Source organism: Pseudomonas sp. FP603, from assembly GCF_030687415.1.
Lineage (GTDB): Bacteria > Pseudomonadota > Gammaproteobacteria > Pseudomonadales > Pseudomonadaceae > Aquipseudomonas > Aquipseudomonas wuhanensis.
In genome coordinates, this window is sequence record NZ_CP117431.1 from 2,867,300 (window position 1) to 2,883,954 (window position 16,655).

17 protein-coding genes and 1 pseudogene are annotated in these 16,655 nt (G+C 57.7%); 5 read left to right on the forward strand and 13 right to left on the reverse strand.

What is annotated here, in order from left to right; all coding sequences use genetic code 11:
- Positions 1-259 precede the first annotated feature (259 nt).
- Positions 260-1,585, forward strand: coding sequence for a sigma-54 dependent transcriptional regulator (locus PSH65_RS13425; protein ID WP_305426614.1), 1,326 nt, complete (start codon positions 260-262; stop codon positions 1,583-1,585).
- A gap of 170 nt (positions 1,586-1,755) precedes the next feature.
- On the opposite strand, the gene PSH65_RS13430 is transcribed toward PSH65_RS13425, so the two are convergent.
- The 10 genes and pseudogenes from PSH65_RS13430 to PSH65_RS31795 form a co-directional block, all read right to left on the reverse strand.
- Positions 1,756-3,036 (reverse strand): hypothetical protein, encoded by a 1,281-nt coding sequence (locus tag PSH65_RS13430; RefSeq protein ID WP_305426615.1) that lies wholly within the window; start codon positions 3,034-3,036, stop codon positions 1,756-1,758.
- A gap of 46 nt (positions 3,037-3,082) precedes the next feature.
- A complete protein-coding gene (locus tag PSH65_RS13435; RefSeq protein ID WP_305426616.1) occupies positions 3,083-3,820 on the reverse strand; it encodes a hypothetical protein in 738 nt (245 codons plus the stop codon).
- A gap of 32 nt (positions 3,821-3,852) precedes the next feature.
- Positions 3,853-4,533, reverse strand: coding sequence for a C39 family peptidase (locus PSH65_RS13440; RefSeq protein ID WP_305426617.1), 681 nt, complete (start codon positions 4,531-4,533; stop codon positions 3,853-3,855).
- A 62-nt stretch (positions 4,534-4,595) separates the two neighbouring features.
- The gene (locus PSH65_RS13445) at positions 4,596-5,951 is read right to left on the reverse strand and encodes a heme utilization protein (protein ID WP_305426618.1); all 1,356 of its coding nucleotides are present in this window, start codon (positions 5,949-5,951) and stop codon (positions 4,596-4,598) included.
- 52 nt (positions 5,952-6,003) lie between these two features.
- A complete protein-coding gene (locus PSH65_RS13450; RefSeq protein ID WP_305426619.1) occupies positions 6,004-6,576 on the reverse strand; it encodes an adhesin in 573 nt (190 codons plus the stop codon).
- Position 6,577: 1 nt separating this feature from the next.
- Positions 6,578-7,015 (reverse strand): hypothetical protein, encoded by a 438-nt coding sequence (locus PSH65_RS13455; RefSeq protein ID WP_305426620.1) that lies wholly within the window; start codon positions 7,013-7,015, stop codon positions 6,578-6,580.
- 513 nt (positions 7,016-7,528) lie between these two features.
- Complete coding sequence (locus tag PSH65_RS13460) at positions 7,529-8,053, reverse strand: AAA family ATPase (RefSeq protein ID WP_305426621.1); 525 nt, start codon at positions 8,051-8,053, stop codon at positions 7,529-7,531.
- The gene (pnuC, locus tag PSH65_RS13465) at positions 8,050-8,613 is read right to left on the reverse strand and encodes a nicotinamide riboside transporter PnuC (RefSeq protein WP_305426622.1); all 564 of its coding nucleotides are present in this window, start codon (positions 8,611-8,613) and stop codon (positions 8,050-8,052) included. Before pnuC ends, PSH65_RS13460 begins: the two co-directional genes overlap by 4 nt.
- 215 nt (positions 8,614-8,828) lie before the next feature.
- Positions 8,829-9,563, reverse strand: coding sequence for a methyl-accepting chemotaxis protein (locus PSH65_RS31790; protein WP_370694699.1), 735 nt, complete (start codon positions 9,561-9,563; stop codon positions 8,829-8,831).
- 171 nt (positions 9,564-9,734) lie between these two features.
- Positions 9,735-10,463, reverse strand: a pseudogene (locus tag PSH65_RS31795) (cache domain-containing protein); the annotation flags it as partial.
- A gap of 293 nt (positions 10,464-10,756) precedes the next feature.
- Between PSH65_RS31795 and PSH65_RS13475 the strand changes: the two are divergent.
- Positions 10,757-11,587 (forward strand): undecaprenyl-diphosphate phosphatase, encoded by an 831-nt coding sequence (locus tag PSH65_RS13475; protein ID WP_305426624.1) that lies wholly within the window; start codon positions 10,757-10,759, stop codon positions 11,585-11,587.
- Positions 11,584-12,015: a DUF1294 domain-containing protein gene (locus tag PSH65_RS13480; RefSeq protein WP_305426625.1), complete on the forward strand. Its 432-nt coding sequence runs from the start codon at positions 11,584-11,586 to the stop codon at positions 12,013-12,015. Before PSH65_RS13475 ends, PSH65_RS13480 begins: the two co-directional genes overlap by 4 nt.
- Before the next feature lie 6 nt (positions 12,016-12,021).
- On the opposite strand, the gene PSH65_RS13485 is transcribed toward PSH65_RS13480, so the two are convergent.
- A complete protein-coding gene (locus PSH65_RS13485) occupies positions 12,022-12,381 on the reverse strand; it encodes an MmcQ/YjbR family DNA-binding protein (protein ID WP_237882119.1) in 360 nt (119 codons plus the stop codon).
- Entirely contained in the window at positions 12,378-13,286 is a 909-nt protein-coding gene (locus tag PSH65_RS13490; RefSeq protein ID WP_305426626.1) for a LysR substrate-binding domain-containing protein, read from the reverse strand. Before PSH65_RS13490 ends, PSH65_RS13485 begins: the two co-directional genes overlap by 4 nt.
- A 131-nt stretch (positions 13,287-13,417) precedes the next feature.
- Between PSH65_RS13490 and PSH65_RS13495 the strand changes: the two genes are divergently transcribed.
- Both PSH65_RS13495 and PSH65_RS13500 read left to right on the forward strand, forming a co-directional pair.
- Positions 13,418-14,029, forward strand: a complete 612-nt coding sequence (locus PSH65_RS13495) for an FMN-dependent NADH-azoreductase (RefSeq protein ID WP_305426627.1) — start codon at positions 13,418-13,420, stop codon at positions 14,027-14,029.
- A 170-nt stretch (positions 14,030-14,199) separates the two neighbouring features.
- Positions 14,200-15,237, forward strand: coding sequence for a dienelactone hydrolase (locus PSH65_RS13500; protein ID WP_305426628.1), 1,038 nt, complete (start codon positions 14,200-14,202; stop codon positions 15,235-15,237).
- A gap of 218 nt (positions 15,238-15,455) precedes the next feature.
- On the opposite strand, the gene PSH65_RS13505 is transcribed toward PSH65_RS13500, so the two are convergent.
- A complete protein-coding gene (locus PSH65_RS13505; RefSeq protein ID WP_305426629.1) occupies positions 15,456-16,580 on the reverse strand; it encodes an IS4 family transposase in 1,125 nt (374 codons plus the stop codon).
- Positions 16,581-16,655: the final 75 nt, after the last annotated feature.

Consider the following 16,655-nt stretch of genomic DNA (forward strand, 5'->3'; position numbering starts at 1 on the left):
AACCGGGGTTTGGGTCACACACAATCAAAAGAAATTTCAACTTTTTTTGATTGATTCGATATTCAGGTCATTTCTGAAAGCTGAATGAAAGGTTCGGCTCGTTAGGCAACTAACCAACTAATTTCTTATAACTAATAAGCAAACAGCCCTATAAGCAATCGATACAAGCCAGCGTCAAAATCTTGCTAGTGTTACAACGAAGCCCGCCAAACGACTGTTTTTAATAATATTTCCTAAAATTTGGCGTCAAGGAACAGTCATGATTGAAGCGCCTGTCTTACGACGTCTTTTAGTAGTGGATCCTTGCGACGACTGCCACCGTTTGTTGCCGGGTTTACGCGCCGTGGGTTGGGATGTTGACAGCTGCACCCTGGAAAGCGCCACCGAACGAACCTGCGATGTCGGCCTGTTGCGCTTGCAGCCCTTTCATCTGGAGCGCCCGGAAGCCGTCAAGGAATTGATCACCCGTAGCGGTACCGAGTGGATTGCGGTGCTTAATCAAGAAGTCCTGCGATTGCAAAATGTCGGGGACTTCGTCTGCGAATGGTTTTTTGACTTCCATACCCTGCCGTTCGATGTCTCACGGGTTCAAGTCACCTTGGGTCGCGCGTTTGGCATGGCGCGCTTGCGCGGCCAGGGCACGGTTCATATCGATCAGCCTGAACATGAACTGCTCGGCGACAGCAAACCGATTCGCGAACTGCGCAAACTGCTGAGCAAACTGGCGCCCACCGAATCTCCGGTGCTGATTCGCGGCGAAAGCGGGACCGGCAAGGAATTGGTCGCTCGCACCCTGCATCGACAATCCCAGCGTCACAGCAAACCATTCGTGGCGATCAACTGCGGCGCGATTCCCGAACATTTGATCCAGTCCGAACTCTTTGGTCATGAGAAGGGGGCCTTTACCGGCGCTCATCAGCGCAAGGTCGGGCGGATCGAGGCGGCTAATGGCGGAACGCTGTTTCTCGATGAGATCGGTGACCTCCCCCTGGAACTGCAAGCCAACCTGCTGCGCTTCCTGCAGGAAAAACATATTGAGCGTGTAGGGGGGCACCAGCCGATTCCGGTGGATGTGCGGGTATTGGCGGCGACGCACGTCGACCTTGAAGAAGCCATCGAGAAGAAACGCTTTCGCGAAGATTTGTACTACCGCCTGAACGTCCTGCAAGTGGTCACCGCCCCTCTGCGTGAACGCCATGGCGATCTCTCGATGTTGGCCAACCACTTTTCCCACTTCTACAGCCATGAAACCGGCCGTCGTCCGCGCAGCTTCAGCGAGGACGCGCTGATCGCCATGGGCAAGCATGACTGGCCAGGCAATGTCCGCGAGTTAGCCAACCGGGTACGACGCGGGCTGGTTCTGGCCGAAGGGCGACAGATCGAGGCGCGAGACTTGGGGTTGATCAGTCAACACATCTCCGCTTCGCCGATGGGCACCCTTGAAGACTACAAGACCCGCGCCGAGCGTCAGGCTCTGTGCGATGTGTTGAACCGGCACAGCGACAACCTGAGCGTCGCCGCCCGAGTCCTGGGCGTGTCGCGGCCGACTTTTTACCGATTGCTGCATAAGCACCAGATCCGCTAGGGCGGGTAAACGAAGAGGCCCGCTGCGACATCCATCGCAGCGGGCCTTTTCCATGAGACTCCTTGTGGGAGCGGGCTTGCCCGCGATAGCGATATGTCTGTTACATCAATGTTGAATCTGCCGACATCATCGCGGGCAAGCCCGCTCCCACAGGTATTTGCGCTGATTTATTAAAAGTAGTACGGGAATTTCAGGCTGAAGGAAAAGTCTGGCGAGTCGTCGGTCAGGCCGATGGCCAGGTTGGGAACGATCGTCAGGTTATCGGTTGCTGCCAGGGTCATGCCGATGTTGAAGTTGGCCGAGTTGTAGTCGCTGTTGGAAATCGATTGCCAATCGCCACCGTCCGGCTTGATCTTGCTCTTGCGGGCGAACTGATCGGTGAACGAGAACGACATACTCATCTTTTCGTTCAAGGCGAATGCAATGCCGGCGCCGACCTGCCAGGAGTCGCCCAGTTTCACGTCCCCGGGCACCTTGGAGTTGACCTGAGGGCTGATGTCGCTGAAAGAGTCTTCCATGTTGTAGGTGTAGGCCAGGCTGCCGAACAGCACGGCCGGGTCGAAGCTCTTGACCAGCGAGAGCCCCGGGGTGATCGACCAGACGCCATTGCCGGTAGGCAAGTCCTCGGGGACCGAGAGGTTATCGTTGTTCGGGTCATTGACCAGCTTGATGCCGTAAGGGTCCTTACCGGTCGGCGCCTTGACGCGCAATGTAAAGACCGCGTCGGGCAGATTGGCCGACTCATCCAGAAACTTGTAGGCAACGCCAAAGTTCACATCGCCGATGGTGGGGTCGCGGGTCACGGTTGCGTCCGACGTCACCGGGCCTGCGCCACCGGCGCCACCGGAGGAATACGTTGATTCGCGATATACCACGGGGACGTTAATGTCGAACTGCCAACGTTGTGCCACGTTGTAGCGGGCGGTCAGGTCCAGGGTCCAGTTATCCGCCTTGATACGGTCGAGGTTGATGTTGCCGAGGAAAATCGCGTCCAGTGCCAGGAATCCGTTGAGTACCAATGCACGGGTATCGTAGTGCGTGTAGGTCAGACCGGTTTCGACGCTGAACTTGCCGCCACCGAAGAAGCCGCTGGCTTCGTCATACAGGTTGGAAACGCTTTGCGCAGGCGCCGAATCATCCTTGAGCGATTGCCCGTATGAACTGCCTGTGGTTCCCGGCGCACCGGCAGCCACCGTCTGGCCACTCCTGGGCGTTTCGGCGGGGGATTTGGTCAGGCGTTTGGGCGCTGGTGTCGCAGGTGCTTCTTCGACTTGGCGAACGCGTTGCTCGAGTACCATCAGCGCGTTCTGTTGTGCTTCGTAACGCTGTTTCAACTCCATGAGTTCTTGTTTTAGTGCTTCGACCTGGGGGTCCGGTGCCGCGTACAGCAGTGTGGCCGGGGCCAGGCTACTCAAACAAACGATAGCTCTAAACGTCAACGATCGGTGCATGGGTTAGCCGTCCCTTCTGACTACATCGGGTGACACTGAGCGTAGATCAGAATCCGAGAGTGCGAAGACCTCTTAGCTGGTCCAGGTTGCCATTCAGCGACCCGGCTGTCGCGTTGTCACGCAGTACGACATTGAAGGAAGTGAGGTTGCTGACCTGGTTACCACCGCCGAGCAACGTCGTGTTCTGCATCAGTCCACCCTGGCCCAGGCGTTGTACGGTACTGCCCTGGTTGTTGTTGCCCACGATGTTGAGTTGCACACCTGTTCCGGACGAGGAAACGCTCAGCGAGCCCGCGCCATTGGCGCCGACCAACGTCGAGCCTGCGGCCAATGCCTGACCCTGCTGTTGCGTTGCTGGCGCTTGGCTAGCCTTTGTGACGTTGATTTCAACGTTGTTGTAGGCCGAGTTATTGTCGCCGGCGGCACGCACCACTTGAGTGACACCTTCGGTGCTGTTGAGGCCGCTACCGCCAATGACGGTACCGGTGCCTTGTGAACTCGCTGAGCCATTACCTTTTTCGTCAATCAACGACACATAGAACTGTGGCTTGATGGTCGATTGTTGAATGTGCATCGAGGACGTTGCCCCGATCATTTCACCGTTGGCATTTTGCCAAGTGCTGCTCATGACAATGCCGAAACTGATGACTCGGCCCGGCATGACATAGCGGCCTCGCAGGGTCGCCAATTCCTGATCCTTCAATTCAATGGGTTTGAACGTCTGTGCCTGGGTCGGCAGGCTGGCGGCCAGGCAAACCACGGCTAGCCAGATTGGAGTCTTCATTGGATGCTCCCGGAGCGTCGTGCTCCTTGTCATTAGAAGAAGTCGCTTCGGATGAATCCGAAATCCATCAACTCCGTGTCTCGCACCGGGCTGAAGGTGTTGATGCGGTTCTTGGCGGTCAGTGGCATGGGTGGGTCGAGCAACGCATTGGTTTTGTCGTAGCCCTGACCGATGACGGCAAAGATGATGCCGTTCCAGCCTTTTACAAAGTCGTCGACTTTGTAGCGTTTATGACCGAGCACTGGATCTCCGATATAGACCCAGCCCTCATGAACTCTTTGCATGACCACAAAATGTTTGTAGCCACGGATATCCAGGAGCACCACCACCGGAATTCTGATTTCGCCCAACGTTTGCGGCGCTACCCGGTAGCCACGGGCCCGCATACCGATACTTTCCACGTAACGCTTCATGTCCAGCATGGAGAAGCCCTGGACGCGGACAAGGTCTTGATCGGAATGTGCCAGCATGCCTTCGATGATCTGTTCTTCATTCACGTCCAGCCAATAGGCTTGGCGCAATACGGTCGCCAGCGCAGCCGCGCCGCAACTGAAGTCGGTTTTCTGTTGCACCAGGTCGGCAAATTTACGCTCGCGCATGCTCTGGATCGGCTTATACACCACCGCGCCGCCCGGCAGGACGGAAAGCGGCATTTGTGCAGCCTCGCTCACGCTGGCCACGTAAAGCAAAAATGCCAAGGCGATAATGCGCATGTCAGGACGCCTTCTGGTTGTGTTGAAAAAGGCCCCCGTGAGGGGGCCTCAAGAGACAGCTATCAGAACGAGTTGTTGGAAATGGCCAGCGAGTTGCTTTGTTGGTTACCCACACCGGCAGCCACGTTGACGCCCAGGTTGCCACTGCCACCATTCACCGAACCGTTCAGGGTTGCAGTGTTGGTCACAGGGTTTGCCCAGCCAGTTGGAGTCAGCACTTGATAGGAATAGGTGTTGCTCAAATCGAAAGAACTGCTCTCACTGAACGTTTTCGATTTGTCATACGAAGATTCGGACTCTTTACTGCCCGATTTTTCGAACGAGGAGTCGGACGATCTCGCCCACGATTTATCGAACGATCTTTCGAACGAGGAATCACTCGATCTGTCGAACGAAGAATCGCTCGATCTTTCGCGCGATGCGTCGAAATTTGCATCGAGCGATGCGTCAAGCGATGCGTCGACAGTCCTGGTGCGGGTGCGATCGCCATTGCCATTATTCCAGGTAACGGTCCTGGTAGCATTCGCGGAAGCGTCTACATCAACGTTCAAAGACGCACTGCGAGTAGAGCTGCTATCCGAACTCCTGGAGCCGCTCGCAGCAGAGCTCCTGGAACCACTCACATCAGAGCTCCTGAAACCACTCGCATCAGAACTCCTGGAACCACTCACATCAAAGCTCGAAGAAGCACTTTTATGAATGCTCAAATCGGAAGACTTATCGCGAGAGAAACTACCGCTGGCCGTTGTGGTTACGGTTATCGTATCCAGGCGGGTTGTCCGATCGGCGTTGTTATTCACGACCAGGCCAGGACCTTGTTGATCGGCAGAGGCGGTGGCTGTGGCGTTACCGAGCGGGGCATTGGTGTTGGCAATGGCCATGGTATTTTTCTGTTGGTTAAGGTCGCCACCAGCAATGTTGATACCCATGTTACCGCTGCCGCCATTACCCGATCCGTTCATCACGGCAGAGGCTGTGCTACCGAAGTTGTTGACCCGGTTATTGTCGCTGTATTGCGTGACGTCGGCGGTGGCTGTCGCAGTGCCGAACACGAAGCTGTTGTCCTGACTGGAGTTTGAGGCAGCATTTGCGATGGCGGACGCGTTGTCTTGCTGGTTGCCGCTACCTGCAGCCACGTTGACGCCGACGTTGCCGCTGGCGCCTGTGGCAGAGCTGTTCATTTCAGCTTCGTTGATCGTCCCTTCGTTACGGATGCGGTTGTCGGTACTGCTCTGGTTATCCCAGGCATTGGCCGTCGCATAGACAGGGATCTTTGTTGGAGGAGGGGTGTGATGACCGTTGTGATGGCCATGGTGGTGGTCATTGTCACGCCGATCGTTCTGCCCAGCTTGTACAGCAACAGCCATGACCGCAGCAATTGCGAAAACCAGAGGCTTGAGTGCCATCGAAGGTTTCATGGTGATTCTCCGTACTTATTTTAGGTTAAGTGTTGTTTCCTACCTATTTGGGTCAATCCGTGACCCTTACGCTCAGGGTGTTGGCCGTTCGGTTTCCCACCCCGGCGCTCTGATTCAACTGGATCACCCCACGGCTACCGGTGAAGGCCTGATCGCTGGTAGCGACCTGGCGATAGCCTGGTGCAGAGTCAGTTGGATCGGAGTTGGTGATCAGCGTCACGTTCTGCTGCATGAGGACGCTGTCGTCGATACTTTGCGGCTGTGTGCCGATGCTTATGCGCAGGGCATTGGCTTGCTGGTTGCTGGCGCCGGCGCTCTGGTTGACGCCAAGCACGCCGTTGCCGTGGCTGAAGGAGTCGCCTTGAATGCTGGATCGGGCATCGATCCTGGGATCGACCTGCGTACGCAACCGTTGGCGGATCTGTGTGGTAGCACTGGCGCCATTACCAATGGCGATGGCCCGGGCGTTGGCCTGTTGCTGCTGATCGCCCGCAGCCTGGTTGACCGAGAGGTTGCCCTGGTGCTGCATGCCCGAACCGTCGATGTCGGCGTTATTGATGACGGGAGATTGGGCAAAGCTCGATGCACTGCAAAACAGGGCGATCATCAGCAGCTTACGATTCATCTTAACGGTCTCCCGTTACGACTCTCAGAGCACCCAGGCCTTGCTGGATGTTTGAATTGACCATGTTGGCGATACCGTTGCCCGAATTTCCTGAACGTCCGGCGGGGAGGTTGGAAAGCTGGGTCTGGTTGGTGATATTGCCGCCCAGGTTGTTGGTGTTTTGAGTGACAAGGCGGGAGATGCCTGCACCTGTGGCGACGCTGGCAAAGTCGCCGTCGCTCAACTCGTTCGTTTGCCTGAGGACTTGTTTGGACGGGTTGGCATTGGCGGTCGTGGGGCTAGGGTCGGGAGCCACCGGCGGACGCGTTGCCATGCGCGGTTGGACATCACGTTTGATAATAATGATGCCGTTTTCAGCCTGAACAGGCAGGCAAACACTTGAGCCCAGTGCGCATCCGATCAGCAGGAGGCTATAGATGCTGTTATCAAATTTCCCCACGGCGGCAATTCCTTCTTTGTTGTGGGCTGGTCCTAGTCAGCGTTGTGAAGGAGAGAGCGAAAGCTGTGCCGTTTTCTGATAATTGTTTCTATTCAAAGGTTTAGCGATCAGGGCCGGATGATCAATGACTGAGCTGTTTCAGGTCTGAGACAGCGGCGAGGGGCTTAACGTGATAATGAATCACAAAGCCGTGGATCCAAGGGGGTTGCGCTGTGATGTACCAGTGCTTTAACACAGGGCATGACAAGACGGTGAACGGCGTTGAAACAGGCTGTTCGAGAGGGGATGCGTGTTTCAGATACGGACGCATTTGCAAAAATATTGCAACAAATGCTGAGGGGATTGGCGAGTGCCCGTCAACTCAACGCAATCCCTGTGGGAGCGGGCTTGCCCGCGAAGACGGCGGCGCAGTCAATATTGAATTTGCCTGATACACCGCTATCGCGGGCAAGCCCGCTCCCACATGGATTGCGCTGAACCGACTAGCATTGTGGTATTGGCCCAATAGGAGGATCAGCGCTCGAGCAGCAGAGTGACGGCTTGCAATGCCTGAAGCCGGCGTTCGGCCCAATCGCCCTGAAGCACTTGAACAGGCTGTCGATGCTGCTCCAGCCATGCCTGAGTGGCGTTGAAAAAAGCCCGGCGTTCATCCAGCTCGGGCTGACAACGCTGACCGTCATCCGTCCAGTCGACTTGTTCGGGTGATAGCAACAAGTGCAAATCATAGTGCCGAGCCAGCAGCGCCTGCTCGAGCCAGGCCGGGCAATCGCCAAACAGGGTCTGGCTCCAGAGCATATTGCTCAGCAAGTGAGTGTCGAGAATCAGCAACGGCGGCCCAAGGGCGCGGGCGTCATCCTCCCACTGCAGCTGACCGCGAGCGATTTCGGGAATATCGGCCAGGCACGTGTCTCGCGCCTCCTGCTCAATGAACCAACGCACGTATTCGCCCACCAGAGCGCCGCCGAATTGCTGTTGCAGCTCGGCGGCCAGCCAGCTCTTGCCGCTGGATTCAGGCCCCGTGAGTACCAGCACTTTCATGTGCGTAACGCCGGGTCGGTGCGCCATGTCCGCCAGCCATGCACAGCCAGCAGTGCGAATGCCCCATAGAGGCCGGCGGTCAGGTACAGCGCTTTATAGATGAAGAGACCAACAAAGATGATGTCCAGCGCGATCCACAACGGCCAGCATTGCAGACGTTTTTGCGCCATCCATAGTTGCGCCACCAGGCTGAAACCGGTCAACGCTGCATCGAGCCAAGGCTGGGCGGCATCGGTCCAGTGGGCCATCGCGGCGCCCAGCAGCAAACTGCCGATGGCGCCGACGGCCAGCCCGACCGCGATGGATTTTCCATCGAGCAGACTGACATGCCGCTTGCCATGAGTCGCGCTCCCCTGAGTCCACTGCCACCAACCGTAGATCTGCAGCGCGGCGTAGATCACTTGCAGCAGCATGTCCGAATACAGCTTCACCTCAAAAAAAATCCAGCTATACAGCAGCACCATGACCAGCCCGATCGGCCAGCACCAGGGGTTCTGTTTGACCGTCAGCCAGACGGCAATCACGCCGAGGGCGGCGGCAAACAGTTCAAGCCCGGACATGGAGGTTCCTTGGTGTCGTAAAAAAGAGGGGGCGAATTGTACCCGGATTGTGGGCAATGGGCTTGCCAATGCCAGTCGGTCAGGCGCAATCCCTATAGGAGCGGGGCTTGCCCGCGAAGGCGGCGGCACAGTCAATATTGATGTTGCCTGACACACCGCCTTCGCGGGCAAGCCTCGCTCCTTGTACAGGGGCGCGCGTTGGGTATAGAAAAGGGTTACACCCGAAACTGCTTGAGCAACCCGTTCAACTGTTCGCTCAGCTCCTTGAGGTGAACACTGGCCACGCTCGACTGTTCGGCTGCCAGTGCCGTGCTGTGGGACAACCCGGCTGCCTGGGTGACGTTCTGATTGATGTCTTCCACCACATGCGCCTGCTGCAAGGTCGCACTGGCAATCGAAGCATTCAACCCGTTGAGGTTGCGCAAGGCCTGGCCGATGGCATTCAGGCTGGCACCGGCCAGGCCGGCCTGCTCGATGGTCAGTTGCGACGCACGGCTGCTGTCGCCAATCACCTTGACCGCCGCTTCGGAATGGCTTTGCAGGCGTTCGATCATCGACTGGATTTCCGCCGTGGACTTCTGAGTGCGCTGGGCCAGCAGGCGCACTTCATCGGCAACCACCGCAAACCCGCGACCTTGCTCGCCGGCCCGGGCGGCTTCGATGGCGGCGTTGAGGGCCAGCAGGTTGGTTTGCTCGGCGATAGAGCGGATCACTTCCAGAACGCTGCCGATTTGCGTGCTTTCGTCGGCCAGCGTACGAATCACTTCGACGGCTTGATCGATGGTCGACGACAGCTTGTCGATCTGCTGCAGGCTGCCGTCGATATTGACCTGCCCCTGCTGCGCCTGAGACTCGGCATTGCGCATTTCGCTGGCCGCGTGCTCGGCGTTTTTGGCCACATCCTGCACGCCGTAGGTCACTTCGTTGATCGCAGTCGCCACCAGTTCCATCTGCTGCGACTGCTGCTGGCTGCGTTGCTGGGCTTGCGCGGCATCGTTGCCCAGTTCGCTGGAAGACTGGCCCAGCGCGCCGGCGGACACTTGCAGCTGACTGATCACCAGGCGCAGTTTGGTGGTAAAGGCGTTGAAGTGCCGGGCCAATTGCGTCACTTCGTCCTGGCCGTGGGTATCGAGGCTACGGGTCAGGTCGCTTTCACCGCTGGCAATGTTGGCCATGGCGTTCACGGTTTCCTGGAGCGGGCGCACGATGCTGCGGGCAATCATGATCACCAGCAGCGCCATGATCAGGGCAATCACCAGGCCCACGAAAGAGGCCTTCCAGACTTGGGTATAAAACTCGGCCTGCATGTCGTCGATGTACACGCCCGAACCGATCACCCAACCCCAGGGCTCGAACAGTTTCACATAGGAGGTCTTTTCCACCGGCGCGCTGGCGCCCGGTTTCGGCCAGCGGTAATCGACCATGCCGGCACCCTTGGCCTTGGCGATGGCGACCATCTCGTTGAACAGCGCGAAACCGTCCGGGTCGCGGATCGTCGAGAGATTCTGGCCATCAAGTTTCGGATTGGTCGGGTGCATGATCATGACCGGCGTCAGATCGTTGATCCAGAAATAGTCATTCTGGTCGTAGCGCAAACCGCGCACGGCGTTCAGTGCCTGTTTTTGCGCTGCGTCGCGGGTGAGGGTGCCGGCGGTTTCCTGGCCGTGGTAATAGGTGAGGATGCCACTGGCGGTCTGCACCACGTGCTGGGTCTTCTGGCTCTTGGCCTGATAGAGATCGTCGTGAATCTGCTTGAGCATCAACACGCCCAACGTCAACAGCATCACCACGGCCACGATCAAGATGAGCCACAAGCGTCGGCTGATCGACACACTGCGCAAGCTGTTCATAACGCTATTACTCCGTTTTTCTTGTTCTTGTCATAAACGATCGCCAGCATCCAACCACACTTTGCCGATCGGGCCCATCCGACTCAGGTCTTATTACGCGGCAGCGTAAATGAGGCGTGTCTGATAGGATTTCGGCCCCGCACGGAAAAACCTGAGCCCAAGTCTTTTTTCACGCAATTTTTACGGTTTTGCGTGAATCTTGTGCGCGCGGGGATTCAGCTAAGGTTGATCGCAGTTAACGCTTATAAATTATTAACGGAGCATGCCTGGGGGTATTGCTTCTTGGGGGATTGATGGATCTTTGGACGGCCTTTCAGGCATTGATTTTAGGCGTTGTAGAAGGGTTGACGGAATTCTTGCCCATTTCCAGTACCGGGCACCAGATCATCGTGGCGGACTTGCTCAACTTTGGGGGCGAGCGGGCCATGGCCTTCAACATCATCATTCAGCTCGGGGCGATCCTGGCGGTGGTCTGGCAGTTTCGCCGCAAGATCTTCGACGTGGTCATCGGCTTGCCGACGCAGCCCAGTGCCCGACGCTTTACCGCGAACCTGTTGATCGCCTTCCTGCCGGCTGTGGTATTGGGGGTGATTTTCGCCGACTTGATTCACGAGTATCTGTTCAACCCGATTACCGTGGCCACCGCATTGGTCGTGGGCGGGGTCGTCATGTTGTGGGCCGAACGCCGTCAGCATGAAGTGCATGCTGAAAGCGTCGACGACATCACCTGGAAAGACGCCCTGAAAGTCGGCTTCGCCCAGTGTCTGGCGATGATCCCCGGGACCTCGCGTTCCGGCTCGACGATCATTGGCGGTTTGCTGTTCGGCTTGTCGCGCAAGACGGCTACCGAATTCTCGTTCTTCCTCGCCATGCCAACCATGGTCGGCGCGGCGGTGTACTCGGGCTACAAATACCGCGACCTGTTTGTTCCGGCTGATTTCCCGGTGTTCGCCATTGGCTTCGTCACCGCGTTTATCTTTGCGATGATCGCCGTCCGCGGCTTGCTGCTGTTCATTGCCAGCCACAGCTACGCGACATTCGCCTGGTATCGCATTGTGTTCGGCCTGGTGATCCTGGCCACCTGGCAATTCGGCTGGGTCGACTGGACAGCGGTCAAGCCATGAACGATTCCAGTGCGCGCAACAACAACCCCGGACGCAAGTCCGGGGGCTCCATTCAGAACCTGCGGCTGAAATTGCTGGCATTCGCTGTGCTGTGCGCAGTGCCGTTGTTTGGCTCGGTGTCGCTGTGGCTGCGCGGGGTGTCGGTGATTCCCCTGGCGGCCTACGGCATTGTCAGCGTGCTGGCGTTTTTCCTGTACTGGAGCGACAAGCACAAGGCCCGCGCCGACAGTTGGCGCACGCCGGAGAACGTCTTGCACGCGGTGGAGTTGGCGGGTGGTTGGCCGGGTGCCTTGCTGGCCCAGCAAGCGTTTCGGCACAAGACCCGCAAAGTCTCGTTTCAGTTGGTGTTCTGGCTCATTGTGCTGATGCATCAGGTGTTCTGGATTGACCAGCTGTTTCTGGGCGCTAACCTGTTTGCGTTGCTTTAAAGCCCTTTAAAGCAACAAGCCGACCTGCGTGCGCTTGGGCAATTTACTCACCACTAATTGGTGGGAACGTTGCAGCAAACCTTGCAGCTCTTCGGTGCCCAGCGGGTAGGGCGTTTCCATGATGATCCACTGAGCCCGGGCCAGATACGGCGCCGGGTGAATGCCCGGCCGATCGCAATGACCGAGGAACAAGTCCTTATCGACCTTGAAGGCCAAGGATTGGCCCCGCAGGTTCTGCAAGGCAAACATCTTGTTCCCGGCAATAGAGAACACCCGTACGCCACCCCACTTGTAGTCTTCCCGCGCACCGGGCAGCGCCAGGCAGAATTGCGCGACGTCCTCTTCGCTCATTAACCCCGCTTTCATAACAGTTTGTCCCCACAAGCATTGAATGATTCGATCAAATGGTCGATCCAGGCGCGCACCGCCGGCATCACCCCGCGTCGATGAGGGTAGACGGCTTGCAGCCAACCGCCCGGCAATGACCAATCGGGCAACAGTTGCACCAGCGAACCGTTTTCCAACTCCTGCTCGCAATGCATCATTGGCAACATGGTAAAGCCCTGGCCATTGACGGTGCAGGCCTTACGTACGATGAAATCTTCGCAGCCCAATCGCGCTTCGAGGCTCAGGTCGTAGCTTTTGCCCTGTTGATCAAGCATACGGATGTGCACCATGCGGTCAGCTTCCAGAGCGCCGAGCACGGGCAGGTTTCTCAGGTCTTCGGGATGATTGATTTCACGGCCGAGCAAAAATGCAGGGCTGGCAACCATCAGCATCTGGGCCTGACGCAGGCGACGGGTGACCAGCAATGGATCTTCATCACCCAGATCCCGCACCCTCAAGGCGACATCGACGCCCTCGTTGATCAGGTCAACCCTACGGTTGAGCAGCATGACCTCCAACTGAACCTGAGGGAATTTCTCCAGGAAGCTGCTGATTACCCCAGGCAGAATTCCGTGAGCCAACCCCACGGGGCTGGACACTCGCAAGCGCCCCCGGGGCTCGCTGGACATGCTGGCCACCGCTTCATCGGCCATTTCGGCCTCCAGCAGCATCGCCTGACAATGCCGCAGGTAACGCTCGCCCACGGCGGTCAGGTTGAGTTGGCGGGTGGTGCGTTGCAGCAGGCGCGCGCCCAGGCGTTCTTCCAGTTCGGCGATGCGTCGTGACAACCGCGACTTGGGAATCCCCAGCAAACGCCCGGCCGCCGCGAAGCCGCCAGCGTCGACCACCTTGGCGAAGTAGTAGAGGTCATTAAGGTCTTGCATTGATTTCAAACTCGATTGTTCTATCAGTGGGACGAACTATCGCATTATTGCCAACTAATCAGCTATTGGTTTCATCGGTAGGATTGTGTCCATCAGATCGCCGGGGGCGATCCTCACCTTGGAGATCCCACATGAAATTACTGCATATCGATTCGAGCATTCTGGGTGACAACTCGGCTTCCCGTCAGTTGAGCGGCGAAGTCGTCAAAACCTGGCAAGCCGCCGAGCCTGGCGTCGTGGTGACTTACCGCGACCTGGCTGCCGATGCTATCAGCCATTTCTCCGCCACCACCCTGGTTGCCGCTGGCACCGCCGCTGAACTGCGCAACGCCGCGCAACAGCATGAAGCCGATCTGAGCGCCCAGACTCTGGCTGAATTCCTCGCCGCCGACGCCGTCGTGATTGCCGCGCCGATGTACAACTTCACCATCCCGACCCAACTCAAGGCCTGGATCGACCGCATCGCCGTGGCCGGTCAGACTTTCCGCTACACCGAAGCCGGCCCTGAAGGCCTGTGCGGCGGCAAAAAAGTGGTGATCGTTTCGACGGCTGGCGGTTTGCACGCTGGCCAACCGACCGGCACTGCTCACGAAGACTACTTGAAGGTGCTGTTCGGTTTCCTCGGCATCACCGACATCGAGTTCGTCCGCGCCCATGGCCTGGCTTACGGTGATGAAGTGCGCAGCAAAGCCATGAGCGACGCACAGGCGCAGATCAGCGAGCAATTGTTCGCCGCCGCGTAAGGCTTGCGTAACGACGTCAAACAGCGCAGGCAATACCCCTGAAACTCTGTATTCTGGTCATCGTGATGGCCAGGTACGGAGTTTTTTGTTTCTGGCGGTTATCAGTTTCTGGCCCAGGTTATGCAGTCGAGGGCTACTATCTGCAGTCCGGTAACAGGGTGGGGCATCCCATGGTGCGTCTTTGTGCAACGCTACTGATTTGCCTGCTAGGCAGTCTGAGTTTGGTGCATGCCGCTTCTGCGCCGCATCCTCACTGGAGCGTCGGTTTCCATGAGATGACGTTCCTCGATCCGCTGGACTTGCAGCCGATGCGCGCCATCGCTTTTTACCCCTCCAGTGAAAAGGAACATTTCAGCACGCTCGAGGGCTACACGGTCGAAGCCGGTGAAGACACCAAAGTCGCCATCGGGCGTTTCCCGATGCTGATGCTGTCCCACGGCAACACCGGAACCCCGCTGGCCCTGCACGACCTCGCCACCTCATTGGCACGCAAGGGCTTTGTGGTGGTGGCGGTGATCCATCCCGGCGACAACTCCAAAGACCACAGCCGCCTCGGCACCTTGAGCAACCTTTATGGTCGGCCGATCCAGATTTCCGAAGCCATTACCGCGACCTTGGGCGACCGGATGCTCGCGCCTTTCGTCAATGCCCAGCAGGTCGGGGTGATTGGCTATTCGGCGGGTGGTGAGACTGCGTTGATCCTGTCCGGCGCCACTCCGGATCTGGATCGCCTGCGCCGTTATTGCCAGGAGCGCCCGGATGATCACGATGCCTGCAACACGCAAGGTGAACTGATCGTCGATCGTGATGACTTGCAGCCAGTGGCGGACCCGCGCGTGCATGCCTTGTTGCTAATGGCGCCGCTGAGCCTGAAGTTCGGCCGCCATACCCTGGCCGACGTGCATGTGCCGGTGCTGCTCTACAGCGGCGATGGTGACAAACTGGTGGCGTTCGACAAAAATGCCGCAGCGCTTGCGCGCAAACTGCCGACCGCACCGGACTTCAAATTGCTGGCCGGGGCAGGGCACTTCGTATTCATGGCGCCGTGCAACGAAGAACAGATCGCCGCCATGCCGGCACTGTGCACCGATGCCGACGGCGTCGACCGCAAGGATATTCACCGCAACATGATTTCCGAAGCCGGACGGTTCTTCGCCCATGCCTTGGGCAAACCCACCCGCGCCGGGATGCAGACCGCGGATCAATAATCTCCCCGGAACCCTTGTGGGGCTTGTGTGGCAAGGGGGCTTGCCCCCATATGCGCTAAGCAAACCTCTCGCCCCATAGTTCGTCTTGCTGATATCCCCGCTTTTTTCGCGGGGATTCGCGCAGTGCTTGAGTGATGTCAGTCCATTTCTCAAGACAAGCAAACAACGACAAACAAGGACTGATCACGCTACAGAGCAGCCAATGGATAAAAGCCATTTCACGCCAGCGACAACGCCGCTGCGCGACCTCCCCCTGTGCACACATCCCCTTTGACAGGGGAAAAATGCTCGCCTGCTACGATCAATCGTTCAATCAGGCAAGCCACCAGTAGTTTCCCTTGCAGCCAAGCCTTGGCGCCTTCCGGGTTTTTCTTTCTCAAGCGTGACAACCCCAGCAATGACTTCATCCGCTTGAACGCTAACTCTACCTGCCAGCGGTGCCGGTAAAGGGCCAAGACCTCTTGCGCATTCAGGCCGTCCAACGTCGTGACCACCACCACGTAGCCTGCGGCTTCCACCGTCTGCGCCTGCTGGGGCTTCTTTTGCTTTTTCTGCGCATGTTTCTTTAACTTGCGCTCGCTTTCGATCCTTTGCTCGTCCGTCTTGCGATACGCACACACGCGTACCGCAACATCGCCCTTGGAACCTTGCATCACGGCTGGCCACTCGCTCGTTTGCCCAGCCTGCAAGGTGCGTAACTGCGGTAGCTGTTCAAAGGGCGATCCGTGCTCATCCATCAGCGGCAGGCTGCTCAGATTCATCCGTACCAGGATGTCGCCACCCTCATCCAGTACGTGATTAACCCCTCGTCGATTGGCAAACCCTCGGTCCGCGATGAACACATCGCCCGGTTGCACCGCAAACTGGGTCAACGATTCACCTGTTTTGGCCGAGGTCACCTGCACTTCGCAGCAACGTAGCGTGCGGATGTCCATCGTGTAATGCAGACGCCATGTCGAGGTGACTGCGCCGGGCTCTGCCACGACACTGCCATCAGCGGCAAGCAACCTGCGCCCCTGCAGCGCCGGACAGTTCATCGCCACAGTCGGTGACTGCTCGATCAACTGTTCCGTGATCCAGCCCAGCCATGCACCCGATTTATTGATTCTTTTAAGCAGGCCAACGTCCGACAGCTCCACCCAGTCCCCTGCGCGAGCGCGTTCCACCGTTTCGACCATCGAGCAATCAGTGCTCAGATACATCAATAACGTGCGCAATAAGCTTTCCGGACCGCTGAACCGGCGACCAAACTTCAGCGCCCCCAGCTCTTTTGCCTTGGCTTCCCATCCCTGCGGCAATAGCCCCAACAGCTTCGGCCAATCTTCATCCAGTCTTTGTGTCACCCTTGTTTTCCCTGTTGCTTCCTTAGTTTGGCTATCAGTTTCTACTATCTCTTGAGTTTTGGTTAGCGCATATGG

Bases quoted from the DNA above. Each gene is read 5' to 3' on its own strand.
- PSH65_RS13475 (WP_305426624.1), top strand. From the start codon at position 10,757: ATGGATCTTTGGACGGCCTTTCAGGCATTGATTTTAGGCGTTGTAGAA.
- PSH65_RS13425 (WP_305426614.1), top strand. From the start codon at position 260: ATGATTGAAGCGCCTGTCTTACGACGTCTTTTAGTAGTGGATCCTTGC.
- PSH65_RS13440 (WP_305426617.1), bottom strand. From the start codon at position 4,533: ATGCGCATTATCGCCTTGGCATTTTTGCTTTACGTGGCCAGCGTGAGC.
- PSH65_RS13435 (WP_305426616.1), bottom strand. From the start codon at position 3,820: ATGAAGACTCCAATCTGGCTAGCCGTGGTTTGCCTGGCCGCCAGCCTG.
- PSH65_RS13490 (WP_305426626.1), bottom strand. From the start codon at position 13,286: ATGCAAGACCTTAATGACCTCTACTACTTCGCCAAGGTGGTCGACGCT.
- PSH65_RS13495 (WP_305426627.1), top strand. From the start codon at position 13,418: ATGAAATTACTGCATATCGATTCGAGCATTCTGGGTGACAACTCGGCT.
- PSH65_RS13430 (WP_305426615.1), bottom strand. From the start codon at position 3,036: ATGCACCGATCGTTGACGTTTAGAGCTATCGTTTGTTTGAGTAGCCTG.
- PSH65_RS13445 (WP_305426618.1), bottom strand. From the start codon at position 5,951: ATGAAACCTTCGATGGCACTCAAGCCTCTGGTTTTCGCAATTGCTGCG.
- pnuC (WP_305426622.1), bottom strand. From the start codon at position 8,613: ATGTCCGGGCTTGAACTGTTTGCCGCCGCCCTCGGCGTGATTGCCGTC.
- PSH65_RS13485 (WP_237882119.1), bottom strand. From the start codon at position 12,381: ATGAAAGCGGGGTTAATGAGCGAAGAGGACGTCGCGCAATTCTGCCTG.
- PSH65_RS13500 (WP_305426628.1), top strand. From the start codon at position 14,200: ATGGTGCGTCTTTGTGCAACGCTACTGATTTGCCTGCTAGGCAGTCTG.
- PSH65_RS13460 (WP_305426621.1), bottom strand. From the start codon at position 8,053: ATGAAAGTGCTGGTACTCACGGGGCCTGAATCCAGCGGCAAGAGCTGG.
- PSH65_RS31790 (WP_370694699.1), bottom strand. From the start codon at position 9,563: ATGGAACTGGTGGCGACTGCGATCAACGAAGTGACCTACGGCGTGCAG.
- PSH65_RS13480 (WP_305426625.1), top strand. From the start codon at position 11,584: ATGAACGATTCCAGTGCGCGCAACAACAACCCCGGACGCAAGTCCGGG.
- PSH65_RS13450 (WP_305426619.1), bottom strand. From the start codon at position 6,576: ATGAATCGTAAGCTGCTGATGATCGCCCTGTTTTGCAGTGCATCGAGC.